Raw genomic sequence first — 24,038 nt, forward strand, 5'->3', positions numbered from 1 at the left:
CCACGATCACTCATGGGGTTTTGTGTTTTCAGCGCCAGGATTTATGCCGGGGCGGAAGTCCGGATCAAGTGATCGAAAGCGCTCAGGGAAGCCTTGGCACCCTCACCCACTGCGATCACGATCTGTTTGTACGGCACCGTGGTCACGTCGCCCGCGGCAAACACACCCGGCACCGACGTTTCACCACGCGCGTCGACGATGATCTCGCCACGGGGCGACAACTCGATGGTGCCTTTGAGCCAATCGGTGTTGGGCAACAGACCGATCTGCACAAAGATCCCTTCCAGTTCCACGCTGCGCAATTCGTCGCTCTGACGATCCTTGTAGCGCAGGCCGTTGACCTTCTGGCCGTCGCCGGTGACTTCAGTGGTTTGCGCACGGGTGATCACGGTGACGTTCGGCAGGCTGAGCAACTTGCGCTGCAATACCGCATCGGCACGCAACTGCACATCGAACTCCAACAGCGTGACATGGGACACGATACCGGCCAGGTCGATGGCCGCTTCGACGCCAGAGTTGCCGCCGCCAATCACCGCCACGCGCTTGCCCTTGAACAGCGGGCCGTCGCAGTGCGGGCAGTACGCCACGCCTTTGTTGCGGTATTGCTGCTCACCCGGCACGTTCATTTCACGCCACCTTGCGCCGGTTGCGAGGATCACGGTCCTGGCCTTGAGCTTCGCGCCGCTGGCGAAGTGGACTTCGTGCAACTCACCCGCTTTGCCAGTGATCAATTTGTCGGCACGTTGCAGATTCATGATGTCCACGTCGTACTGCTTGACGTGTTCTACCAGGGCCACGGCCAGTTTCGGACCTTCGGTTTCCTGCACCGAGATAAAGTTCTCGATGGCCATGGTGTCCAGCACCTGCCCACCAAAACGTTCGGCCGCAACACCGGTGAGAATGCCTTTACGGGCCGCATAGATCGCCGCCGAAGCACCGGCCGGACCGCCACCGACCACCAGCACATCAAAGGCATCCTTGGCGCTGATTTTTTCGGCCTGGCGTTCGATACCGCTGGTGTCGATCCTGGCGAGAATTTCTTCCAGGCCCATGCGGCCCTGGCCGAAGTTCACACCGTTGAGGTAGATGCTGGGGACCGCCATGATCTGGCGCTCATCGACTTCAGCCTGGAATAGTGCACCGTCGATGGCGACGTGGCGAATGTTCGGGTTCAGTACCGCCATCAGGTTCAACGCCTGGATCACGTCCGGGCAGTTCTGGCAGGACAGCGAGAAGTAAGTCTCGAAGTTGAACTCGCCCTTGAGCGAGCGGATCTGTTCGATCACTTCGACACTGGCCTTGGACGGGTGACCACCGACTTGCAGCAGCGCCAGCACCAAGGACGTGAATTCGTGGCCCATCGGGATGCCGGCGAAACGCAGGCTGATATCGGCGCCCGGGCGATTGATCGAGAACGACGGCTTGCGTGCATCTTCGCCGTTGTCGAGCAAAGTAATCTGGGTGGAAAGACTGGCAACGTCTTTCAACAGTTCGAGCATTTCCCGGGATTTCGCACCGTCGTCGAGAGAAGCAACGATCTCGATCGGCTGGGTGACCCGTTCCAGGTACGATTTCAACTGGGCTTTAAGATTGGTGTCCAACATACGGGCGATTTCCTTGAATTCTTGAGACAAAAAAACGCCCGAGCGAATCTCGCCCGGGCGTTTTTATTGGGCGGTGCAGCTTGCTTAGAAGGTGCGGAAGTCCGCCCTGATGAAGCGCGTCACAGACTTAGATCTTGCCGACCAGGTCCAGGGACGGCGCCAGAGTGGCCTCGCCTTCTTTCCACTTGGCCGGGCAAACCTGGCCTGGGTGAGCGGCGACGTACTGGGCAGCCTTGATCTTGCGCAGCAGCTCGGAAGCGTCACGGCCTACACCGCCATCGTTCAGTTCAACGATCTTGATCTGGCCTTCAGGGTTGATCACGAAGGTGCCACGGTCAGCCAGGCCTGCTTCTTCGATCAGCACGTCGAAGTTGCGGGAAATGGCGTGGGTCGGGTCGCCGATCATGGTGTACTGGATCTTGCCGATGGCTGGCGAAGTGTTGTGCCAGGCAGCGTGGGCGAAATGGGTGTCGGTGGAAACGCTGTAGATCTCGACGCCCAGCTTCTGGAACGCGTCGTAGTTGTCGGCCAGGTCTTCCAGCTCGGTCGGGCAGACAAAGGTGAAGTCGGCCGGGTAGAAGAACACCACAGACCACTTGCCTTTGAGGTCAGCGTCCGAGACTTTTACGAAGTCGCCATTTTTGAATGCGTCAGCTTTGAACGGTTTAACTTGGCTGTTGATGATAGGCATCGTTGACTCTCCGTCAGGGGTTAAGAAGTTGATGGAGAGAACTTTACCCACTCGACGGACGGTTGGCTCATTGGCAAACCTGATGCTGCTGATTGGCTTTCGCTATTAGCCAGCAGTATTAATAGAAGAAAACGATATCTAGGGTGAAACGGGCTTTTCCGTGATGCGCGCCATGCCGAGGAACGGACTGGCTTCGATGTAACGCATGGCCGACTTCATGTCCTTCCATCCCACATAACTCATCAGCGACTTCAGATCCCAGCCACTTTGATGCGCCCAAGTGGCAAATCCGCGACGCAAGGAGTGACTGGTGTAAAGCTCACCGGCGATACCTGCTCGCGCCAACGCCTGACGCAATAACGGAATCACGCTGTTGGCGTGCAACCCCTCCTCGCCCACATGCCCCCAGCGATCGATGCCACGGAACACCGGCCCGCGCACCAGCGCCGCCTCGGTAATCCAGTCGATATAAGCCTGCACCGGACACAAGCGTTGCAAGGCCGGTGTCTGATAGGTCTTGCCGAGGTTGTCGCGATCACTCTTGCTGCGCGGCAGATAGAGGCTGATACCAGAACCGGCGCTGGCCCGCACATGTTCCACCTGAAGCCGGCACAACTCATCACTGCGAAAGCCGCGCCAGAAGCCCAGCAGAATCAAGGCCATGTCGCGCCGGGCCCGCAGTAGACCCGGTCGGTCGCCTGCAGCCCTGGCGACTTGCACTTCTTGCTCCAGGCAACTGACCACCTGCTCCAGATGTTGAAGCTGCAAGGGCTCAGCTTGTTTTTCCTGGGCCGGGTGCAGCGCGCGAATGCCCTTGAACACCTTGCGCACCACCGGCGCCTTGGTGGGATCGGCAAAGCCTTGGCTGTTGTGCCACTGCGCCAATGCCGACAAGCGCAGTTTCAACGTATTGATCGACAACACTCCGGCATGGGCCACCAGGTAACGCGCCACGCTGTCGCCTGTGGCCGGCAGAAAACCGCCCCACGTGACTTCGAAGTGCTCGATGGCAGCCCGATAACTACGACGGGTGTTATCGCGCGTCGCCGCTTGCAGGTAACGATCCAGCTCAGTCATGGGGTCAACTCTTGAATTCATACCGCTTTGACGGGTCAAAAACCGGTACTGGGTGTATCACACGGGGTAATACCAGTATATCCCGTGTCAGTTACATCAAGCATTTAACTTTATAAATTGAATGGTACAATGTGTATTTACGTGGTACGTACCACATCATCAAAACCCGGGAGATCTCATGGCACGCGGCGGTGTAAATAAAGCGGTGGTTCAAGCCGCTCGGTTGGCGATCCTCGCCCGCGGCGAAAACCCCAGCATCGATGCCGTACGCATCGAGATGGGCAATACCGGCTCGAAAACCACGATTCATCGCTACCTCAAGGAACTCGACGACAGGGTCGAACCTGTCGAAGCGCCGTCGGAACCGATCGACGACGAACTGATGGCGCTGGTGGCGCGGCTTGCACAAAGACTCAAGGAACAGGCGCAGGAACCCATCGACCAGGCGCGCACACAGTACGAGGACCAACGCAAGGCGCTGGATAACCAGCTCAGTGAAGCGCAGGAGGCCAACAGCGAACTGCACCAGCAATACGAATTTCAAAGCCTGGCGCTGACTCAGGAATCCGAGGCCCTGCAAGAAACCCGCGCCATGCTGCAAACGGAGCAGACCCGCAACGCCGGGTTGAACCAGGCACTGGCCGATTTCGAATTGCGCTTGAAAGACAAGGACGAGCAGATCCGCTCCCTTGAAGAAAAACACCTGCACACTCGCGACGCCCTGGAGCACTACCGCAATGCGGTCAAGGAACAGCGCGAACAGGAAATGAGTCGCCACGAAGGCCAGGTGCAACAGCTACAGATGGAACTGCGCCAGGCACAACAAAGCGCACTGGTACGCCAGGATGAAATCACCCAGTTGCACCGCGACAACGAACGCTTGCTGACTGAAAACCGCGGCACTCTGCGCGAGCTGAGCCTGCTGCAAGAACAGCTAAAGCAAAGCAATACCCGTCAGGATCAGTTGCTGGAACAGGCCACCCGCGTCGACGGCGAGCGCACCCTCCTCCAGGAACGCCTGCGCGTCGCCTTGTTGGAAAGCCAGGCACTCAAACAGAACGTCGACGAGCAGTCGCAGCTCAACAGGTCACTGGAAATGGATCTGGCCAAGACCCGAACGGATCTGGAAGAACGCGTGCGTCTGGCCGCAACCCTTGCGGCAGCGGCAGACGCAACGAAGGACGCTTAACCGGCGACCGGCGTACGCATGGTGACGAACTCTTCGGCGGCCGTCGGGTGCACCCCGATGGTTTCGTCGAAGTCGCGCTTGGTGGCGCCGGCCTTCAAGGCAATCGCCAGGCCCTGGACGATTTCACCGGCTTCCGGGCCGACCATGTGGCAACCCAGGACCTTGTCGGTCCTGGCGTCCACCACCAGTTTCATCAACGTGCGCTCCTGGCATTCGGTCAGGGTCAGCTTCATCGGCCGGAAACGGCTTTCGAAAATCTGCACCTCGTGGCCGGCTTCGCGAGCCTCTTCCTCGGTCAACCCGACGGTGCCGATGTTCGGCAGGCTGAACACCGCCGTCGGGATCATCTTGTAATCCACCGGACGATACTGCTCTGGCTTGAACAGGCGTCGTGCAACCGCCATGCCTTCAGCCAGGGCCACCGGAGTCAGCTGAACACGGCCGATCACATCGCCCAGCGCCAGGATCGACGGTTCGGCGGTTTGATAAAGCTCATCGACTTCGACAAAGCCTTTCCTGTCGAGTTTGACCCCGGTGTTTTCCAGCCCCAGATTGTCCAGCATCGGACGACGCCCCGTGGCGTAGAACACGCAATCGGCTTCCAGCTGGCGACCATCCTTGAGCGTGACCTTCAAGCTGCCATCGGCCTGCTTGTCGATGCGCTCGATGTCGGCGTTGAATTGCAGGTCCATGCCGCGCTTGGTCAATTCTTCCTGCAAATGCTTGCGCACGGAACCGTCGAAGCCGCGCAGGAACAACTCGCCGCGATACAGCAGCGTGGTCTTGGCACCCAAGCCGTGGAAAATCCCGGCAAACTCGACCGCAATGTAACCACCGCCCACCACCAGCACACGCTTGGGCAGCTCTTTGAGGAAGAACGCCTGGTTGGAACTGATGGCATGCTCGTGCCCCGGAATCTCCGGAATCTGCGGCCAGCCGCCGGTGGCGATCAGGATGTTTTTGGCGGTAAAGCGCTCGCCATTGATCTCGACCTGATGCGGGTCGACGATCTTCGCGTGCCCTTCATGCAAAGTCACACCGCTGTTGACCAGCAGGTTGCGATAAATGCCATTGAGGCGATTGATCTCGCGATCCTTGTTGGCGATCAGCGTCGGCCAGTCGAACTGCGCTTCATCCAGGCCCCAGCCAAAACCGGAAGCCTGCTCGAAGTCTTCGGCGAAGTGCGCACCGTAGACCAGCAATTTTTTCGGCACGCAGCCGACGTTCACACAGGTCCCGCCCAGGTAGCGGCTCTCGGCCACGGCCACTTTCGCGCCGAACCCGGCGGCAAACCGCGCAGCCCGCACACCGCCGGAACCGGCACCAATCACATATAGGTCAAAATCGTAGGCCATTTTCAATCTCCTCGGCAGGCCAACAGCATACCTGCGGACGGCCGCTGAGCAAGCATTGTGCTGAAATGCTCGGGCCGTGCGATGCGCTGCCCAATCTTCGTTTTCGATCAATGCCCCTCTGCAGATAGCGCTTTCGATGTCCGCAGAGTGCGCCAAGCAATCAAAATCGCCATGAGTGCCAAGCCGAATGTCACCCACGAAACCAAACCGATTCCACCTTCGAATGCCCTTCCCGCCTGCGCCATCAATTCCCTTGCTTGATCACCCGACAAGTCTGCCGCCACATGATAGGCGCCAGACAGCGTCTCACTCGCCAGCATCATCTGCACTTCGCTCAGGAACCCCGGAAGCTGCAATGCACCGCGATAGTAGGCAGTGACGACACCGCCGAGCACTGTCGTCCCCAAAACCACACCCACTTCATAGGCCGTTTCGCTAATGGCAGACGCGGCGCCCGCCTTTGCCGGTGGTGCGGCTGACAAAATCACATCATTGGATACCGTCGCGATCGCGCCCACGCCAATGTTCAGCAAGGCAAAAGCCACCACTAGAACGGTCAGGCTACTGCCCATGCTGGCGACCAGCAAAAACGCCGCTCCAGCAAACGCCATCAAAATCGGTATCAGCACATGTACCTGTAATCGCTGTGCGACAGGCACGACCGCCATCCCCACTACAATCGCCATGACCTGACCAGGAATCAACGCGAGGCTAGCACTCAAGGGCGACATCTGAAGAACGATCTGCAGGAACTGAGTGGTAAAGAATACGAAGCCGACGAGAAACGCGAGACTCATCAAATTGATCGCGACAGAGCCGCTAAAGGTGCCACTGCGGAACAGAGTCAGGTCCATCAGCGGCACTGGCAGACGTAACTGTCGACGCACAAACATCCAGCCCGCAACTGCGCCTACTGCAAACGCTGTCAGCGTCATCCAGTCGATACCATAACTTGCGCTGTGTTTAATGCCATAAACGATGGCACCAAGGGCAACCATCGATTGCAGGATGCTAAGTGGATCCAGCGGCCCTGAAGCATCTCGCTCGGATTCGGGCAACAACATTGGGCCCAATATCAGCAGCGGCACCAACACGGGCACCGCCAACAGGAAAATCGCCCCCCAACTGAAGAACTCCAGCAATACACCGCCCACCAAAGGACCGAGTGCCGAACCTACTGTCAATGTCGTTGCCCAGATCGCGACTGCCAACCTGCGTTCTTCTCGGTCCTCGAACACCGAACGTATCAACGCCAATGTCGAGGGCATCAGCATTGCACCGAAAACGCCCATACAAGCTCGCCCGGCAATCAGTTGCGCGGCGGTATCGGAATACGCGGTTAGCACCGAAATAATGGCGAAACCCAAAGACCCGACCAGTAACAACTTACGATGACCGACTCGATCTCCCAGACTACCCATCGACACCAGCAACCCCGCCAATACCAGCGAATAAGCATCAATCATCCACAACTGCTGGCTAGCGCTCGGACGCAGGGCCTCAGCGATCTTTGGCAACGCGAATCCAAGTACCGTATTGTCAATTGTTACCAGCAGTACCGGTAGCATCAGTACGCTTAGAGCCAACCACCGTTTTAGGGTCACGCTTCCTGTTAACGCCATTCACGAAACTCCATTTCCTCATAAACCCCAGCGACTTTAAGCGCGCCCTTGACGTGACATGAGTCACGCCGAGCGAACCGGCTCTGGTACATCCCACTTAATACAGAGGTTTTTAGCCGCAACAATCATCGTTTGCGCCGGCAATTAACAAATCAGGATTTTCTTTCGCAAATCCTACCGATGGATGTCAGGCGATACCTACCTTTCGTTCCCCTGCATAACTGAGTCCGCACAAAAGCAAACGCCCCGAACGAAGTCGGGGCGTTTGCTTGATCCCTCACCTGTGTTTTTTACACAGAACGAAGTTCGATTTCCAACACGAGCAACTCAGGCGATCAGTACGCCTTGCCCGTCTTGTAGAAGTTCTCGAAGCAGAAGTTGGTCGCGTCGATGTAGCCTTCGGCGCCGCCGCAGTCGAAACGCTTGCCCTTGAACTTGTAGGCAATCACGCAACCATCCTGCGCCTGTTTCATCAGGGCGTCAGTGATCTGGATCTCGCCGCCTTTGCCTGGCTCGGTTTGTTCGATCAGGCTGAAGATGTCCGGCGTCATGATGTAACGACCGATGATCGCCAGGTTCGACGGGGCATCTTCCGGCTTTGGCTTCTCGACCATGTTACGCACGCGGTACAGGTCGTCACCAATCAGGTCGCCGGCAATCACACCGTACTTGCTGGTTTCTTGCGGGTCGACTTCCATGATCGCGACGATGGTGCAGCGATACTGCTTGTACAGCTTGACCATCTGCTTCAGTACGCCGTCACCTTCCAGGTTGACGCACAGGTCATCCGCCAACACCACGGCGAACGGCTCGTCGCCGATCAGTGGACGGCCGGTCAGGATCGCATGACCCAAACCTTTCATTTCAGTCTGGCGAGTGTAGGAGAACGAGCACTCATCCAACAGGCGGCGGATGCCGACCAGGTATTTCTCCTTGTCGGTGCCCTTGATCTGGTTTTCCAGCTCGTAGCTGATGTCGAAGTGGTCTTCCAGGGCGCGCTTGCCGCGACCGGTGACAATGGAGATTTCGTTCAAGCCGGCATCCAGTGCTTCTTCGACGCCGTACTGGATCAGTGGCTTGTTCACCACCGGCAGCATTTCTTTGGGCATGGCTTTAGTCGCTGGCAGGAAGCGAGTACCGTAACCGGCTGCTGGGAACAAGCATTTCTTGATCATAAAAGTCCTTGAAAGGGCTGTGTGTACGAGTTTCGGCGCAGTCTAATCAGGCGGCGTGCACCTTACAATGCCCCCGCGCTGGCTAACTGATGCCAACATAGAGAATTATTCTGGCCGATAGTTCCCTGCGGGGTTGAACAGCTGATTGCGCAGCCTCTTATGCATAGCAGAGACTTGCGTAAATGCACGGCTTTCGACTGCCCGCAACGGACCACCATACGCCCATCGGCACCCCTTGAGTGCGTTTGGCGGTATCATGGCGCGATTGAACCAGACAACGAGGCAAGTAGATGTCGGCAGTAAAAAGCGTCAACGGATTCCTGATCAACCAGGAGAAGGACGGTCAATGGTGGGTGGCCAGTGTCGCCGGTGAAAATATCGCCGGGCCTTTCCCTTCCGAAGCCCTGGCAATCGAAGTGGCCTCGGTGCTGGAGCTTGAGCACCCGGAACCCAAGCGACGCGGCAAGGACAAGAGCTGATCGACGCCCGATCCGAAAGCCCTGCCACAGCGTAGGGCTTTTTTATGAAAAATGAAAAAGAAGTGGCCTTTGGCTATAACCTTTTGCATGGAACGCTGTCTCAGCCTTAGCCCACCCCCCTGACGATGATCAAGCCATGAATAAAATTTTGCCTTTGCTAACGGTATTGGCCCTGAGCGGCTGCGCAACGTCGGAACCAACCTACCTGGCCAACGGAGAGCAAGGTCTGTCGATCGACTGCTCCGGGGAAGCCAACTCCTGGGCTGCGTGCTACGAAAAGGCCGATGCGTCCTGCGCGGGCACCGGCTACAAGATTGTCGGGACCGATGGCACCCCCGCGCTCAAGGAGAGCGAAAAGACCCTCGGCGCCGACGTCGGCAACTACAAGAGCCGCAGCGTTGTGGTGATCTGCAGGTAAGGCACCGCGCCCTACATGTGGATTTCGGCGAATTTGATTCCGAGCCCGCGCACGGTATCGATCAGATCATCAAGGCGGCTGAAGGACTCGACTTCATCATTGTCATCCACCAGGAAATAGCTGCGCCCGGCGCTTTTCTTGAAAAACACGATCCATTCCCCCAGCTCCGCCGGGTTCTGAATCACGTGGGTGGCAGAGATCAAACCCTCTGCATGGCGCTCCCGGACCTGCTCTCGCTTCATGTTCGACTCCAGAAATGACGATGCCGCCAAAGCAGGGCTTGGGCGGCATCGGTGCTGATGGTCGATAGTCTATCAGCCGGAAATGCACTCGTTGGCGGCATTCTGTACGTCCTTTGGCCGCACCGGGACATTGGACATGCTCTCGTGCAGCTTGATGCTGCTGCCGCCGGAGCGTTCTTCAATGTCAAACACGGCGGACGGGCCGGAGGAGAACTTGAGCGGTACGATCACACGCACGCCATCCTTGTGCGGCTGGATTTGCAAGGCGCCACGGCTGGCGGCCAGCTTTTCGCTCAGGCATTGCGCGTATTCATGGGGCTTTTTGCCGGAAATCACGTTCATCGTTGGCAAGGACTCGTTGATTTGCGAGACGTTCGCGCAACCACTGATCGACAATGCCATCGGCAACAACCACAAACCCCACTTCATACCAAACCTCCGATAAAGAAGCTCGGACAGCGCAACTGCGATTTTTCTCCGAGACAAACTGCTTTATCGCTCATCAAATGTGAAATAAGCGTTTTTAATTGTCGAAGCGGCCGGATAATAAGGTGTTCGGGCTGATAAACTGCGCCATTCGCCCATGCTATCGTTTTGATTTTGTAGAAAAAGCCCTTCTGGAGGCGCCTCATGAAATTTATCCATCAGCGCGAGCACCTCAATGAAGACGACATCGTCGTCATTCAATGCTCCCAAATGTGCAACATCCGCTTGATGAACGACGCCAACTTCCGCAGCTTCAAGAATGGCGGCCGTCACACCTATCACGGCGGTGCATTCGACACGTTTCCGGCCCGCATCACGGCCCCTAGCACCGGTTTCTGGAACATCACGATCGACACCGTCAACCACCGCGCTATCAGCGTGACGCGCAAACCCACCCTGACGCACTCGATCAAAATCATTCGCCGCTCCAGCACGAAACTGAGCTGATCAGCGAACCCGATACACAAGACAGGCAGATACAACCGTGGCCCAAACGACCAAGTACGTCATCAAATACAAACTCAACGGTGAGCGCCGCTTCGAGTTTGCCCAGCTTGAAAACGGCACCCCGGAAGAAGCCAAAGCGGCGCTGGATGCCATTCATGGGCAGGACGACGTCATCAGCGACATCAGCGTCAGCAAAGCGCTGTAACCCGATCCGGAGCGACAATCGACGTCGCCTCCCGTTCGCAGTTCGACCGCAAGCACCGGAGTGCCGGCTTAATCCTTGCCTTGCAGACTGGCCACCTCAACAACAAGAGGCCCGGCAATGAGCGAGCAATATCTGGACAGGCTGGACTGGCCCCGGCTGGAGCAGCAACTTGATCAGGACGGTTACGCCGTCATCCCGTCACTGCTGAGCCACAAGGCTTGCGGGCAGGTCAGCGCCTTGTACCCTCGAACCGAACTGTTTCGCTCCCACGTGGTGATGGCTCGCCACGGGTTCGGCCGAGGCGAATACAAGTATTTCAGCTACCCGTTGCCGGAACTGGTGGCCCGCTTGCGCAGCGCGCTCTACCCACGACTGGTGCCCATCGCCAATCGCTGGCATGAACAGATGGGCTTGCCGGTGCGCTTTCCTGAAGCCCATCCCGCCTTCCTCGAACGCTGCCATGCCGCCGGTCAGAACCGTCCGACACCCTTGTTGCTGCAATACGGTCCGCAGGACTACAACTGTTTGCATCAGGATCTATACGGTGAGCACGTGTTCCCGCTGCAAGTGGCGATTCTGCTGTCAGACCCGGATCAAGACTTCACCGGCGGCGAATTTGTCCTGACCGAGCAGCGCCCGCGCATGCAGTCACGCCCGATGGTCATCGGCCTGAAGCAAGGTGACGGGTTGATCTTTGCGGTCAACCAGCGGCCGGTCAAAGGGACGCGCGGTTACTACCGTGTGACCCTGCGTCACGGCGTGAGTCGCCTGCACAGCGGCAAACGACATACCCTTGGAATCATCTTTCACGATGCGTCATGAGCCCATGAATCCGCTGACTTTCGATCTGTTTGCCGATACGGAGCCCGAGCAACAGCCCAGGCGCGAGCAGATCGCCGAACAGTCCTACGTGCTCAGAGGCTTCGCCCTGCCCTGGCTGGAGCGTTTTCTGCCTGCCCTGGAAGAAGTGCTGGCGGCCGCGCCGTTTCGGCAAATGGTCACACCCGGCGGTTTCACCATGTCGGTCGCCCTGAGCAGTTGTGGCACATTCGGCTGGACCACGGACCGCAGCGGTTATCGGTACACCCGCGACGATCCACAAACCGGTCGGCCCTGGCCAATGATGCCCGAGGTGTTTTTCCAACTGGCACAAGCGGCGGCACTGGCAGCGGGTTTCGCCGATTTTGCACCGGACTCCTGCCTGATCAACCGCTACATTCCCGGGGCAAAAATGTCATTGCATCAGGACAAGGACGAACATTCCTACGCCGCCCCCATCGTTTCGGTATCCCTGGGTTTGCCGGCGACGTTCCTGTTCGGCGGATTTGTACGCAGCGACAAAAGTCAGCGCGTTCCCCTGCTCCATGGCGACATCGTGGTCTGGGGTGGCGTGGATCGCCTGCGTTATCACGGTGTGCTGCCGATCAAGGACGGCCATCATGCGAAACTCGGTGAACAACGCATCAACTTCACCTTCCGTACCGCCGGATAAACACTTCGAGTTTGACCGCAAGCGCCGGAGTGTGTGGCAATTGCCCCATGGTTAATGTGCAGGCAACCCCTCAATGGACGTGACGCCATGACAACCCAATCGACCAAGATCACCATCGAAAACGATCCGCGCTGGGCCGCCGTGGTCGCCCGCGATCCCAAGGCTGACGGGCAGTTTGTCTATGCCGTGAAGACCACAGGTATCTACTGTAATCCCAGCAGTCACGCGCGCTTGCCCAAGCCCCACAATGTCGAATTCTTCGAAAGCGCCGAACAGGCCCGGGCCGCGGGTTATCGTCCGAGCAAGCGTGCGACGAAGGATCAGAGCGAACTCGCCGCGCAGCATGCCGCCACCGTGGCCGCCGCGTGCCGCCAGATCGAAAGCGCCGAAACGCTGCCTGCGCTGGGCGAATTGGCCGATGCAGCAGGCCTGAGCAGCTTCCACTTCCATCGCGTGTTCAAAGCCGTCACCGGCCTGACGCCCAAGGGCTACGCCGATGCCCATCGCTCACGCAAGGTACGCGAACGGCTGGCGGACGGCGGCTCGGTGACCGATGCCCTGTATGACGCCGGCTTCAACTCCAACAGCCGTTTTTATGAAGCGGCAGACCAACTGCTGGGAATGAAACCCGGGGACTACCGAGCGGCCGGTCAAAACAATGACATTCGTTTTGCCGTCGGCCAGTGTTCGCTGGGCGCGATTCTGGTGGCGCAGAGTGAGCGCGGAGTCTGCGCGATCCTGCTGGGCGATGATCCGCACCAACTGGTCTGTGATCTGCAAGACAAATTCCGCCGCGCCAACCTGATAGGTGCCGATCACGAGTTCGAGCAATTGATTGCCAGGGTCGTCGGCTTTATCGAGGCGCCGGCCATTGGCCTGGATTTACCGCTGGACGTACGCGGTACGGCGTTTCAGGAGCGTGTCTGGCAAGCGCTGCGGGAGATTCCCGTGGGCAGCACTGCCAGCTACGCCGATGTCGCCCAGCGCATCGGTCAACCAAAAGCCGTTCGCGCCGTGGCACAGGCCTGCGGGGCGAACAGCCTGGCCGTGGCCATCCCTTGCCATCGCGTTGTGCGCAGCGATGGCAATCTGTCGGGCTATCGCTGGGGTGTCGAGCGCAAACGGCAGTTGCTGGAGCGTGAGTCGCAGTGATCAGCGGTTCACATCCACCACCACGCGCCCGCGCAACTGCCCGGCCAGCAAGCGCGGCGCGGCGTCGATGGCTTCGCTCAAGCCGATTTCGTGACTGATCAGCGGCAACAGGTTGAAGTCCAGATCCTTGGCCAGGCGATTCCAGGCCTCCACGCGCTTGGCTTTGGGCTGGGTCACGCTGTTGATGCCGGCCAGGGTCACGCCGCGCAAAATGAACGGCGCAACGGATGCCGGAAAGTCCATGCCTTGGGCCAGACCGCAGGCCGCGACGGTGCCATTGGCCTTGGTGCTGGCGCACGCGTTGGCCAGGGTGTGGCTGCCGACCGAGTCGATGACAGCCGCCCAGCGCTCCTTGGCCAACGGCTTGCCCGGCTCGGACAAGGTCGCGCGATTGATGATTTCGCTGGCGCCCAGTTGCTTCAGGTAGTCGTGCTCCGAAGTCCGTCCGGTGGACGCGACCACCCGGTAGCCGAGCCTGCTCAGCAAGGCAATGGCGAAACTGCCGACGCCGCCGTTGGCGCCGGTCACCAGAATGTCGCCCTGCTCGGGCGTCACGCCGTTGTGCTCCAGCGCCAGAATGCACAGCATGGCCGTGTAGCCCGCCGTACCGATGGCCATCGCCTGGGCAGCGGTAAACGCCTTGGGCAGTGGAATCAGCCAGTCACCGTTCAGGCGAGCCTTCTGCGCCAATCCGCCCCAATGCCCTTCGCCCACACCCCAGCCATTGAGCAGGACCGGGTCACCGACCTTGTAGTCCGGATGCCCGCTGGCTTCGACGACACCGGCCAGGTCGATGCCCGGCACCATCGGGAATTTGCGCACCACCGGACTGCTGCCGGTAATCGCCAGGCCATCCTTGAAGTTCAGCGTGCTGTAGGCAACACGCACCGTGACATCGCCCTCGGGCAGCTGATCGTCCTGGATCTCTTGCAGTGTGGCCCGGTAACCGCTGTCGTCTTTGTCGATCAAAATACCTTTGAACATTACGGCCTCTCAATGGAATCAGTCTGGTGGTGGAGCCATTGAAATAACACATGGCAACGGATTGCCGTACCCGACTTTAAGCCAATCAGGCAAACCGCCGAGCGTTTTGATTGACGGCGGCTATGCTTTTTCGCAACCTTGAAATGCCGCAACAAACTGTCTTGTCGATGGAGCTGACAATGCCTAAACTGCGTTTATTCACCGTATTACTGATGCTTTGTCTGGTTCCGCTTGCCGGCGTCCAGGCAGCAGAACAACCCGTCCAACCTCCCGCGAATCAGGCCCCGACCGCCCCTAGCTGGCCACAGGTGCTGGCTGCCGGCGACACCAAATTGACCATCTACCAGCCACAACTCGACAGTTGGGACGGTTACACCCTGCACGCGCGGGCCGCCGTGGAGGCCACGGGTACCGATGGCAAATCCACCTACGGCATCGTGCAGTTCAGCGCCCACACTCTCGTCGACAAGGCCACTCGCTGGGTGGCGCTCGATCAGTACACCATCACCAAGGCCGATTTCCCCGATAGCGCAAGCAAGGCTGACAGCTGGGTCGCCGCGGTGAAGCAAGACGCCGAGAACCGCACGAAATCCATTTCCCTCGACCAGCTCGAGGCCGCGCTCGGCGTCATCGCCGCCGAAAAGAAGTCCAGCAGCGAGCCGCTGGAAAATACCCCGCCGACCATTATTTCGTCCGAGGTACCCGCGCTGCTGGTGTACATCGATGGCGAACCGGCCTATCGCCCCGTTGACGGCACCTCGCTGCAGCGGGTGATCAACACCCGGCCGTTGCTGCTCAAGGACGCACAGGGCAAGCATTACCTGCATGTGTTCGATGGCTGGATGGTGGCGGACAACCTGGGCGGACAATATGCGCCACTGCCCTCGCCTTCGGCCGAGCTGGAGAAGGCCAAGAAAGCTGCGATCCAGGGCCGACAGGTAGACCTGCTGACCGGCCAGAGCGATCCGAAGGACAAGATACCGACGCTGGCCAAACCGCCGATTCCGCAGATCCATATCGCCACGGTGCCAACCGAGCTGATCGTCACTGACGGCGCGCCGCAATGGCAGCCGATCCAGAACACCAAGCTGCTGTATGTGACCAACACCACCGGGCATATTTTCAAGGAGATCGGTGACCAGGACAGTTACGTGCTGATCTCGGGGCGCTGGTTCCGCGCCGGTGACATGAAAGGCCCCTGGACCTTTGTGGGGGCAGACAAGTTGCCGGCGGACTTCGCCAACATTCCCGATGACAGCCCCAAGGAAAACGTAAAGGCCTCGGTGGCCGGCACGCCCCAGGCCAAGGAAGCGGCCATTGCAGCGACCATTCCGCAGACCTCGGCGATCAAGAAGAGCGAAGTGAAAATGAGCAAGCCGACATTCGACGGCGAGCCGCAACTCAAGGCCATCAAAGGCACGCCTTTGCAATACGTGGTCAACAGCCCGATGCCGATCATCATGGTCGATGCACAAAGCTGGTACGCGGTGGAGAACGGTATCTGGTTCGTGGCCACCTCGGTGCAAGGCCCCTGGACGGCCGCCTCGTCAGTGCCGGCGGTGATCTATTCGATTCCGCCCAGCTCACCGATGCACTACGTCACTTACGTGAAAGTCTACGAAGCCAGTGGCGATACGGTCGTCGTCGGTTACACGCCGGGGTACCAGGGTTCGACGCTGGACCCTGACAGCGGCGTGGTGGTGTATGGCACCGGTTATCCCTATACGCCGTGGGTAGGCACTGTTTGGTATGGCCCACCGGTGACTTATGGCTTTGGCGTGGCGATTCGCTACACACCCTGGACAGGCTGGACGTTTGGCTTCGGTTTCGGCTGGAGTTGGGGCGGCAGCACGGTCGCCGTGGGTTGGGGCTGGGGCGCCTATCCGTGGTGGGGCAATTACGGCTGGGGTTACGCCTGGGGGCCGCATCTGTACCCTGCGCCAATGCCTTGGGGCGGTGCCGCTTACGGCTATCATGGCGGCGCCGTCGCCTGGGGCCCCGGTGGCTGGGCCGGCACGACCGGCAACATCTACCGTCAGTGGGGCGACCGCGCTTCGGTCAGCCGCTACGGCGGCGGTTACAACGCCTGGACCGGCAATCGCTGGGCCGGCCAGGTCGGCGCCTCCTACAACTCGCGCACCGGCATCGCCGCGGCAGGCCAGCGCGGCGCGGTACATAACGTCTACAACGGCAACTATGCCGCCGGCCGCAGCGGTGTGGCCGTCGGCCCCGACGGCGGTGCCATCGCCGGCCAGCATGTGACCGCCGGCAACGTTCGCACCGGCACCCAGGTCACCGCCAATCGCGGGGCCGTCTACAACCCCAATACCGGCAACACCACCCAGTACGGCGGTATCCATGATCGCAACGGCGGCGTGGCGCATGTCGGCGACAACGTGTACGCCGGCCACGATGGCAACGTTTACAAGAGGACCGACAGCGGCTGGCAATCGATGGTCCAGGGCGGTGCAACCCGCCTCGATTCCGCCAACACCGCCCAGGTCCAGAATCTCAACCGGGAATACGATGCGCGCTCCTCCGGTAATGATCGCTTCAACAGTTATCACGACTCGTCCCGGTTCATGAATCACTCCTTCGGGGGTGGCGGCTTCCACCGACGCTAAAGCCTTATCCGCTGAAAAGACGACTGGCCTTGCGCCAGTCGTTGCGTTACAAATTCTGTTCTACCGTCCCTGCCCGGATCCAACGTCGGAGAACACAGCACATGAACCAATGGCCAGATACCCGCATTCTTGACCTGCTCGGGATCGAACTGCCGATCATTCAGGGGCCCATGGCCGGTGCCACCAACTCGTCCATGGTGATTGCCGCCTGCAAAGCCGGCGGCCTGGGCTCGATGCCAGCGGCGATGCTCAGCACGGATCAACTGCGCGAAGAGCTCAAAACCATCCGCCAACACACCCGGCGCCCGATCAACGTCAACTTCTTCTGTCATCAGCCGCCTGCTCCGGATGAGCAACGCGCACAGGACTGGAAAAACCTGCTGCAACCCTACTACCAGGAGCTCGGCATCGACTTCGATGCGCCGACGCCAGTGTCCAACCGGGCGCCGTTCGATAACGCGGCCTGCGAAGTGGTCGAAGCGTTTCGCCCGGAAGTGGTGAGCTTTCACTTTGGCCTGCCGGAAAAATCCCTGCTCGACCGGGTCAAGGCCACCGGTGCGAAAGTGCTGTCCTCGGCCACCACCGTCGCGGAAGCCGTGTGGCTTGAGCAGCACGGCTGCGATGCAATCATTGCCATGGGCTACGAAGCCGGGGGCCATCGCGGGATGTTTCTCAGCGATGACCTGAGCAGTCAGGTGGGGACTTTCGCCCTGGTGCCCCAAGTCGTCGATGCGGTGAAAGTGCCGGTGATTGCCGCCGGCGGCATCGCTGACGCCCGAGGCGTCGCCGCCGCCTTCATGCTCGGCGCTTCGGCGGTACAGGTGGGTACGGCGTACCTGTTCACGCCTGAAGCCAAGGTCAGCCCCTCCCATCACAAAGCCTTGCGCACTGCCAGGGAAAGCGAGACGGCCGTCACCAACGTGTTCACCGGTCGACCGGCCCGGGGCATCCTCAATCGGGTGATGCGTGAACTGGGCCCCATGAGCGCCAAGGCTCCGGCCTTCCCCCTTGCCGGTGGCGCGCTGATGCCGTTGCGGGCCAAAGGTGAAGCGGACTTCAGCAACCTCTGGGCCGGCCAGGCCTTTACCCTCGGCGTCGATTTGACCAGCGAGGCACTGACTCGAAAACTGGCTGAAGAAGGATTAGCGAGGCTGCTAGGTCGCTCCTGAGCATCAGTTTCGTTAAAATTGTATACAATTCAGCGACAACACATTCAGTTCAAAGGCATTTCGCTATATATTTAAGTACATAACGATTCACCCCTGCCGCAATTGCCTTTGACGGAGCCGTTTCATGACCATTCGTGCCTCACGCTTTGCCCCGACCTGCCTGGCGAGCCTTCTCGCCGTATTCGCCTTGGGCTCAGCCCAGGCGGACGAAGTCCAGGTTGCTGTCGCCGCCAACTTCACCGCGCCTATCCAGGCCATCGCCGCTGATTTCGAAAAAGACACCGGCCATAAACTGGTCACATCCTTTGGTGCCACCGGCCAGTTCTACACCCAGATCAAAAACGGCGCGCCGTTCGAAGTGTTCCTCTCGGCAGACGACAGCACCCCGAAAAAGCTTGAAGCCGAAGGCGACGCCGTCAAGGGTTCGCGCTTCACCTACGCCGTCGGCACCCTGGCGCTGTGGTCGGCCAAGGAAGGCTACGTCGATGCCAAGGGCGATGTGCTGAAAAAGAACGAGTTCCAGCACCTGTCCATCGCCAACCCGAAAGCCGCGCCTTATGGCCTGGCGGCGACCCAGGTGCTGGCCAAGCAAGGCCTGACCGACAAGGTCAAGGACAAGATCGTTGAAGGCCAGAACATCACCCAGGCCTACCAGTTCGTCTCCACCGGTAACGCCGAGCTGGGTTTTGTCGCCCTGTCGCAGATCTACAAGGACGGCAAGATCACCAGCGGTTCGGCCTGGATCGTTCCCGCCAGCCTGCACGACCCGATCAAGCAGGACGCGGTGATTCTCAACAAGGGCAAGGACAACCCGGCCGCCAAGGCACTGGTTGACTACCTCAAGGGGCCGAAAGCGGCAGCTGTCATCAAGTCCTACGGTTACGAAATCTAAATGTCGCTATCGAGTGCCGATTTTTCCGCCGTCTGGCTGACCCTGAAACTGGCGTCCCTGACGACCGTCATCCTGCTGATTGTCGGCACTCCGATTGCGTTATGGCTGTCGCGCACCCGCTCCTGGTTGCGCGGCCCGGTCGGGGCGATTGTCGCCCTGCCCCTGGTACTGCCACCGACGGTGATTGGCTTCTATCTGTTGCTGGCCCTCGGCCCTCACGGGTTCCTGGGCCAGTTCACCCAATCACTGGGCCTTGGCACCCTCACATTCAGTTTTGCGGGGCTGGTCATTGGTTCGGTGTTGTATTCGATGCCGTTTGTGGTCCAGCCGCTGCAAAACGCTTTTTCCGCGATTGGCACGCGCCCGCTCGAAGTGGCCGCGACCTTGCGGGCCAACCCCTGGGACACCTTCTTCAGCGTGACGCTGCCCCTGGCCCGCCCGGGTTTCATTACCGCGGCCATTCTCGGTTTCGCCCACACCGTCGGCGAGTTCGGCGTGGTGCTGATGATCGGCGGCAACATTCCCGAGAAGACCCGCGTGGTCTCGGTGCAGATCTACGATCACGTCGAAGCCATGGAATACGCCCAGGCCCATTGGCTGGCCGGGGCGATGCTGGTGTTCTCGTTTGCCGTCCTGCTGGCGCTGTATTCCAGCCGTAAAACCAAAGCGGGCTGGAGCTGATCGATGATTCAAATGCGTCTGAAATTACATTATTCGGGCTTCGCCCTGGACGTCGATCTGCAACTGCCGGGCCGTGGCGTCACGGCGCTTTACGGCCACTCCGGCTCGGGCAAGACCACTTGCCTGCGCTGCATCGCCGGCCTGGAACGGGCCGATCAAGGTTTTATTCAGGTCAATGATGAAGTCTGGCAAGACAGCGACAACAGTATCTTCATCGCTCCGCACAAACGCGCACTGGGCTACGTGTTCCAGGAAGCCAGCCTGTTTCCTCATCTGTCGGTGCTGGCCAACCTGGAATTCGGCCTCAAGCGCATTCCCAAGCCGCAGCGTCGGGTCGACATGGCCCACGCCACCGAGTTGCTGGGTATCGGCCATTTGCTGGACCGGCACCCGCAACACCTTTCAGGCGGTGAGCGACAGCGCGTCGGCATCGCCCGCGCCTTGCTCACCAGCCCGAAACTGCTGCTGATGGACGAACCCCTGGCGGCGCTGGATGCCCAACGCAAAGGTGAAATCCTGCCCTACTTGCAACGCCTGCACGACGAACTCGACATCCCGGTGCTGTACGTCAGCCACTCCCAGGATGAAGTCGCGCGGCTGGCCGACCATATCGTGTTGCTCAGCAACGGCAAGGCACTGGCCAGCGGCCCGATCGGCCAGACCCTGGCACGCCTCGACTTGCCGCTGGCAATGGGGGATGACGCCGGTGTGGTGATCGAAGGTCGCGTCAGCGCCTATGACGCCGACTATCAATTGCTCAGCCTGCAACTGCCCGGCACCACCCTCGACATTCGCGTGCCGCATACGCCAATGGACGTGGGCCAGGCACTGCGCTGCAAGGTTCAGGCGCGGGATGTGAGCCTGAGCCTGGACAATGCCGGGCACAGCAGCATTCTCAATCGCCTGCCGGTCACCGTGGTCAGTGAAATGAACGCCGACAACGCCGCCCATGTGCTGATTCGCCTGGACGCTGCGGGCACGCCGCTGCTTGCGCGGATCACGCGTTATTCCCGTGATCAACTGAACGTCCATCCTGGCCAGCCACTCTGGGCGCAAATAAAAGCGGTCGCGGTGCTGGCGTAAACCCGAACGCACGGCTGCACCGGGCAGAGGTCAGCGCCTGAACCGACGAATTGACCTGGCTATTTTTTGCACGATCAGCAATGGCTTCTATAGTTGAACTGAACACGAATCCGCTGCGGAGACGCCATGGAAGACATTTTCGTCGTGAAGCGTTGCAACAAGATCATCATTCATGGCCGCCGCGAGGGTGAATATGAGCACCTGCCGCCGGATGCCACGGTCTGGTATCGCATTGCCGATACCCGCACCCAAGGCTTCATCGGCGATGGCTACGAGGTTGAAGAGGACGCCGTGCGTGTTTGCCGTCAGTTGAACGCTAAATCACAAGTGACAGCCCGACAAAGTTGAGGAGTGTCACCCTTTTTTAACGGGTCTATACTGAAATGGCTGAAGGATCAGTAACCCATTCGGCAGAAAGCTCGCTCCCGGCGGGCTTTTTGCTGCCACACCAGGTTTCTTGAACGGAGGTGTCTCCCATGTCCGAAAAAGAGTCCATCACCACCCTGCTCACCTTGCTGGACTCCCGTCAGGCCCGCCTGGCCGCCGCCTGCAAGGAAATCGCCGACTGGGTCGATCATCAAGGCGGACACCCCACCGCCCTCAGAATTCGTGATCGCCTGAACGACATCGAAAAGGACACGCCGCTGATCCGACACACGCTGTCGTCTCTCCAGCCTGTCGATCGACCTCTGCCTCGGTTCAGATGATCCGTCACGGATTCGCGGTGCGAGGACAGGCCCGATTCGGGCAGCATGATCGGTGACACTGACGTCTCCGAACCTTTGGCTGCCTGCTGGATTTCCATCCTTTCTCACAACCCGGCCTGGTGTCGGGATTTTTGTTGCGCAAAACCAATCGAACGTCCCCGCTCACGTGGAGTCAACCGCTCACACGTCGCGAAGGAGACGTTCCAATGGTCACTCATTTCAAAGTCAGCGGGCACCTGGCCTGCGGTCACCATGGCAACAACCTCGTATCGACCCGCGAACTCAATCGGGTGAAATGCAGAAGTTGCCGAAACACCGACGCCTATAAAGAAGCCCGCAAGGCTGAACGCAACGCCGCCCGCCGCGCAGCACGCAAAGCCAAAGCCATGCACACCGCCAATGACTGGCGTTCAGCCTGGACCGAGCGACTGACAGTGATGGCCGGCCTGCAACGACTGCCCCGTGGCTTTGGCGGCCAACCCTTCGTTTAGGGAAACAGAACCAACCGCCAGGCTTTTACAGCGAGTCGATGTTCCTGCGCGCGGGCTCCATGATCTCGCGCAGGGACATGCGCTTGAACGCCTCGACCAGCGCTCGTCCCTCCTCGGGAGCACAAGTGACAGCCAACCGCATGGTCGCCTCCCCCAGGTGCCAGATCAAAAACGCGGACTCCTCGACCTGCTGTTCGTCGCAATCGGGATACACGCGAAGCATCGCCTGGGCCAGCAGCGCTCCGGCAACCCGACTCTCCCCCAGTTCCAACTGTAACAACTGCTTGTCGGCCTGCATGCCGGACCAGATGTCCCGCATCACCGGTGTCGCCATCACGATCTCGTAATACAGATCCAGCAACTGCGAATAGGCAGCCTGCAAACCCCGGGCGTCCTGGACGGCCTCCATTGCCTCTGCAATGCAACGACGGCTTTCAGTGTTGTAGCGCTCGGCCAGCGTACGAATGACAGAACTCTTGTCGGGGAAATACTGATAAAGGGAACCGATCGAGATCTCGGAGCGCTCGGCGATTTCACTCATCTTGAGTTGGTCGCTGCCCTTGTCCGCGATCAATTGAGTCGCCATCGCCAGAATCCGCTCCTGACGATCGCGGCTGCGCTGTTGCGTGGGATTGCGTCGAACCGCTTCTGCAGCAGGCTGTTCGAGGGTATCAGGGGGCTTTTTGCGCACGAGTGAATTTCCCGACCAATAACGTGACATGTACTCACCTTAGCATCGCCACTCCCTACGCCCAACAACAGATACCACACGTCGGGGAATTCGCTTTGACGGGTTGACGATAAAACATGAGCATCTATCATTTTTTAAACGTGAGCATCACTCACATTAACCGATGGAGATGAACGCGATGAAAACTGCCCAACCAATCACGCTGGTCCTCGGCGCTACCGGCAAAACCGGACGGCGCATCACACAACGGCTCGAGGCCGCCGGCCTGCCCGTTCGCCGGGGTTCCCGCGACGCCAATCCACCCTTCGATTGGGAGGATCGATCAACCTGGGATGCCGTGATCGATGGCGTTCAATCCGTCTACATTTCCTTTCAGCCGGATCTTGCCGTTCCAGGCGCCCTTGAAACCATCCAGGCATTCACCGACCTGGCGGTGAAAAGCCGCGTCCGCAAACTGGTCTTGTTATCCGGGCGTGGCGAAGTAGAAGCGCAACAGGCCGAACGCGTCGTACAGGACAGCGGGATCGACTGGACGATTCTGCGGGCCAGTTGGTTTTGCCAGAACTTCAGCGAGGCACACTTTCTTGAACCCCTTCTGCAAGGTGAACTCGCACTCCCCGTCGGCCAGGTCGCGGAACCCTTTGTCGATGCAGAAGACATCGCCGAGTGTGCCGTCGCGGCACTGACCCAACCCGGGCACATTGGCCAGCTCTATGAACTGACCGGCCCTCGGGCGCTGACCTTTGCTCAGGCCGTGACCGAGATTGCCGGCGCCACCGGTCGCGACATCGAATTCGTCGCCGTACCGCCAGACGCCTATCGACAGGCAATGGAACAGGAACAACTTCCCCCGGCGTTGATCGATCTGGTGTTGTATCTCTTCACGACTGTGCTGGACGGTCGCAACACCCCCGTGGCCGATGGCGTACAGCGCGCACTGGGACGCCCGGCGCGCGACTTTGGCGACTACGTACAGCGCACTGGCGCTACGGGCATCTGGGGCAATGGCCGTCCGACGTAAAGCAGTGGCGGGAACCCGCTTCGTCGACTAGGGTTTTGGGCGTATCGAAGTGCGGTGCCTT

The 24,038-nt window shown here is 59.5% G+C and carries 27 protein-coding genes; 17 read left to right on the top strand and 10 right to left on the bottom strand.

What is annotated here, in order from left to right; all coding sequences use genetic code 11:
* Positions 1-41: 41 nt before the first annotated feature.
* From ahpF to AABM52_RS16340, 3 genes are all read right to left on the bottom strand, one after another.
* Complete coding sequence (ahpF, locus tag AABM52_RS16330) at positions 42-1,604, bottom strand: alkyl hydroperoxide reductase subunit F (protein WP_347906844.1); 1,563 nt, start codon at positions 1,602-1,604, stop codon at positions 42-44.
* 127 nt (positions 1,605-1,731) lie between these two features.
* A complete protein-coding gene (gene ahpC, locus AABM52_RS16335) occupies positions 1,732-2,295 on the bottom strand; it encodes an alkyl hydroperoxide reductase subunit C (protein ID WP_007975937.1) in 564 nt (187 codons plus the stop codon).
* Positions 2,296-2,433: 138 nt separating this feature from the next.
* The gene (locus AABM52_RS16340; protein WP_347906846.1) at positions 2,434-3,372 is read right to left on the bottom strand and encodes a site-specific integrase; all 939 of its coding nucleotides are present in this window, start codon (positions 3,370-3,372) and stop codon (positions 2,434-2,436) included.
* Between the two features lie 178 nt (positions 3,373-3,550).
* Here AABM52_RS16340 and AABM52_RS16345 point away from each other — a divergent pair, with 178 nt between their 5' ends.
* Positions 3,551-4,561, top strand: a complete 1,011-nt coding sequence (locus AABM52_RS16345; protein WP_347906848.1) for a DNA-binding protein — start codon at positions 3,551-3,553, stop codon at positions 4,559-4,561.
* On the opposite strand, the gene gorA is transcribed toward AABM52_RS16345, so the two are convergent.
* The 3 genes from gorA to galU form a co-directional block, all read right to left on the bottom strand.
* Positions 4,558-5,916, bottom strand: a complete 1,359-nt coding sequence (gene gorA, locus AABM52_RS16350; protein ID WP_347906849.1) for a glutathione-disulfide reductase — start codon at positions 5,914-5,916, stop codon at positions 4,558-4,560. The two genes, AABM52_RS16345 and gorA, sit on opposite strands and share 4 nt — an antisense overlap.
* A 107-nt stretch (positions 5,917-6,023) precedes the next feature.
* Entirely contained in the window at positions 6,024-7,538 is a 1,515-nt protein-coding gene (locus tag AABM52_RS16355) for an MFS transporter (protein WP_347906851.1), read from the bottom strand.
* Positions 7,539-7,873: 335 nt separating this feature from the next.
* Entirely contained in the window at positions 7,874-8,713 is an 840-nt protein-coding gene (gene galU, locus AABM52_RS16360) for a UTP--glucose-1-phosphate uridylyltransferase GalU (RefSeq protein WP_007975949.1), read from the bottom strand.
* Positions 8,714-9,003: 290 nt separating this feature from the next.
* Between galU and AABM52_RS16365 the strand changes: the two genes are divergently transcribed.
* Together AABM52_RS16365 and AABM52_RS16370 are read left to right on the top strand one after the other, a co-directional pair.
* Entirely contained in the window at positions 9,004-9,192 is a 189-nt protein-coding gene (locus AABM52_RS16365; protein WP_007985505.1) for a hypothetical protein, read from the top strand.
* A 136-nt stretch (positions 9,193-9,328) separates the two neighbouring features.
* A complete protein-coding gene (locus tag AABM52_RS16370; protein WP_347906853.1) occupies positions 9,329-9,610 on the top strand; it encodes a hypothetical protein in 282 nt (93 codons plus the stop codon).
* 11 nt (positions 9,611-9,621) lie between these two features.
* Here AABM52_RS16370 and AABM52_RS16375 read toward each other — a convergent pair whose 3' ends face one another.
* Both AABM52_RS16375 and AABM52_RS16380 read right to left on the bottom strand, forming a co-directional pair.
* Complete coding sequence (locus AABM52_RS16375; RefSeq protein ID WP_008053025.1) at positions 9,622-9,852, bottom strand: hypothetical protein; 231 nt, start codon at positions 9,850-9,852, stop codon at positions 9,622-9,624.
* Between the two features lie 72 nt (positions 9,853-9,924).
* A complete protein-coding gene (locus AABM52_RS16380) occupies positions 9,925-10,281 on the bottom strand; it encodes a hypothetical protein (RefSeq protein ID WP_347906854.1) in 357 nt (118 codons plus the stop codon).
* A 201-nt stretch (positions 10,282-10,482) separates the two neighbouring features.
* Here AABM52_RS16380 and AABM52_RS16385 point away from each other — a divergent pair, with 201 nt between their 5' ends.
* The 5 genes from AABM52_RS16385 to ada all read left to right on the top strand — a co-directional run bounded on the left by AABM52_RS16385 (position 10,483) and on the right by ada (position 13,634).
* Positions 10,483-10,785, top strand: coding sequence for a DUF1883 domain-containing protein (locus AABM52_RS16385; RefSeq protein ID WP_046038396.1), 303 nt, complete (start codon positions 10,483-10,485; stop codon positions 10,783-10,785).
* A gap of 37 nt (positions 10,786-10,822) precedes the next feature.
* The gene (locus tag AABM52_RS16390) at positions 10,823-10,990 is read left to right on the top strand and encodes a hypothetical protein (protein ID WP_347906856.1); all 168 of its coding nucleotides are present in this window, start codon (positions 10,823-10,825) and stop codon (positions 10,988-10,990) included.
* 117 nt (positions 10,991-11,107) lie between these two features.
* Positions 11,108-11,812, top strand: coding sequence for a 2OG-Fe(II) oxygenase (locus tag AABM52_RS16395; RefSeq protein ID WP_347906859.1), 705 nt, complete (start codon positions 11,108-11,110; stop codon positions 11,810-11,812).
* Positions 11,802-12,482 carry a DNA oxidative demethylase AlkB gene (gene alkB, locus AABM52_RS16400; RefSeq protein WP_347906861.1) on the top strand — a complete coding sequence of 227 codons (681 nt, stop codon included), beginning with the start codon at positions 11,802-11,804 and terminating at the stop codon, positions 12,480-12,482. The genes AABM52_RS16395 and alkB overlap by 11 nt, the downstream gene beginning before the upstream one ends.
* An 87-nt stretch (positions 12,483-12,569) precedes the next feature.
* Positions 12,570-13,634: a bifunctional DNA-binding transcriptional regulator/O6-methylguanine-DNA methyltransferase Ada gene (ada, locus tag AABM52_RS16405; protein ID WP_347906863.1), complete on the top strand. Its 1,065-nt coding sequence runs from the start codon at positions 12,570-12,572 to the stop codon at positions 13,632-13,634.
* Here the strand turns inward: ada and AABM52_RS16410 are convergent, their stop codons facing one another.
* Entirely contained in the window at positions 13,635-14,618 is a 984-nt protein-coding gene (locus AABM52_RS16410; protein ID WP_347906864.1) for an MDR family oxidoreductase, read from the bottom strand.
* Between the two features lie 179 nt (positions 14,619-14,797).
* Between AABM52_RS16410 and AABM52_RS16415 the strand changes: the two genes are divergently transcribed.
* The 8 genes from AABM52_RS16415 to AABM52_RS16450 all read left to right on the top strand — a co-directional run bounded on the left by AABM52_RS16415 (position 14,798) and on the right by AABM52_RS16450 (position 22,265).
* Complete coding sequence (locus AABM52_RS16415; RefSeq protein WP_347906866.1) at positions 14,798-17,242, top strand: autotransporter; 2,445 nt, start codon at positions 14,798-14,800, stop codon at positions 17,240-17,242.
* 101 nt (positions 17,243-17,343) lie between these two features.
* Positions 17,344-18,411 carry a nitronate monooxygenase gene (locus AABM52_RS16420; RefSeq protein WP_347906868.1) on the top strand — a complete coding sequence of 356 codons (1,068 nt, stop codon included), beginning with the start codon at positions 17,344-17,346 and terminating at the stop codon, positions 18,409-18,411.
* Between the two features lie 124 nt (positions 18,412-18,535).
* Positions 18,536-19,303: a molybdate ABC transporter substrate-binding protein gene (modA, locus tag AABM52_RS16425; protein ID WP_347906870.1), complete on the top strand. Its 768-nt coding sequence runs from the start codon at positions 18,536-18,538 to the stop codon at positions 19,301-19,303.
* Complete coding sequence (gene modB / locus AABM52_RS16430) at positions 19,304-19,984, top strand: molybdate ABC transporter permease subunit (RefSeq protein ID WP_347906872.1); 681 nt, start codon at positions 19,304-19,306, stop codon at positions 19,982-19,984.
* A 3-nt stretch (positions 19,985-19,987) separates the two neighbouring features.
* A complete protein-coding gene (gene modC, locus AABM52_RS16435) occupies positions 19,988-21,067 on the top strand; it encodes a molybdenum ABC transporter ATP-binding protein (protein ID WP_347906874.1) in 1,080 nt (359 codons plus the stop codon).
* Positions 21,068-21,193: 126 nt separating this feature from the next.
* Positions 21,194-21,415, top strand: coding sequence for a hypothetical protein (locus tag AABM52_RS16440; RefSeq protein ID WP_347906876.1), 222 nt, complete (start codon positions 21,194-21,196; stop codon positions 21,413-21,415).
* Between the two features lie 128 nt (positions 21,416-21,543).
* Positions 21,544-21,774 (top strand): hypothetical protein, encoded by a 231-nt coding sequence (locus AABM52_RS16445; protein WP_007975977.1) that lies wholly within the window; start codon positions 21,544-21,546, stop codon positions 21,772-21,774.
* A gap of 206 nt (positions 21,775-21,980) precedes the next feature.
* A complete protein-coding gene (locus tag AABM52_RS16450; RefSeq protein WP_347906877.1) occupies positions 21,981-22,265 on the top strand; it encodes a hypothetical protein in 285 nt (94 codons plus the stop codon).
* Between the two features lie 25 nt (positions 22,266-22,290).
* Here AABM52_RS16450 and AABM52_RS16455 read toward each other — a convergent pair whose 3' ends face one another.
* Positions 22,291-22,956 carry a TetR family transcriptional regulator gene (locus tag AABM52_RS16455; protein WP_347906879.1) on the bottom strand — a complete coding sequence of 222 codons (666 nt, stop codon included), beginning with the start codon at positions 22,954-22,956 and terminating at the stop codon, positions 22,291-22,293.
* 178 nt (positions 22,957-23,134) lie between these two features.
* On the opposite strand from AABM52_RS16455, the gene AABM52_RS16460 reads away from it, so the two are divergent.
* Entirely contained in the window at positions 23,135-23,977 is an 843-nt protein-coding gene (locus tag AABM52_RS16460) for an NAD(P)H-binding protein (protein ID WP_347906881.1), read from the top strand.
* Positions 23,978-24,038: the final 61 nt, after the last annotated feature.

Origin of the sequence: Pseudomonas grandcourensis (assembly GCF_039909015.1) — a bacterium.
GTDB lineage: Bacteria > Pseudomonadota > Gammaproteobacteria > Pseudomonadales > Pseudomonadaceae > Aquipseudomonas > Aquipseudomonas grandcourensis.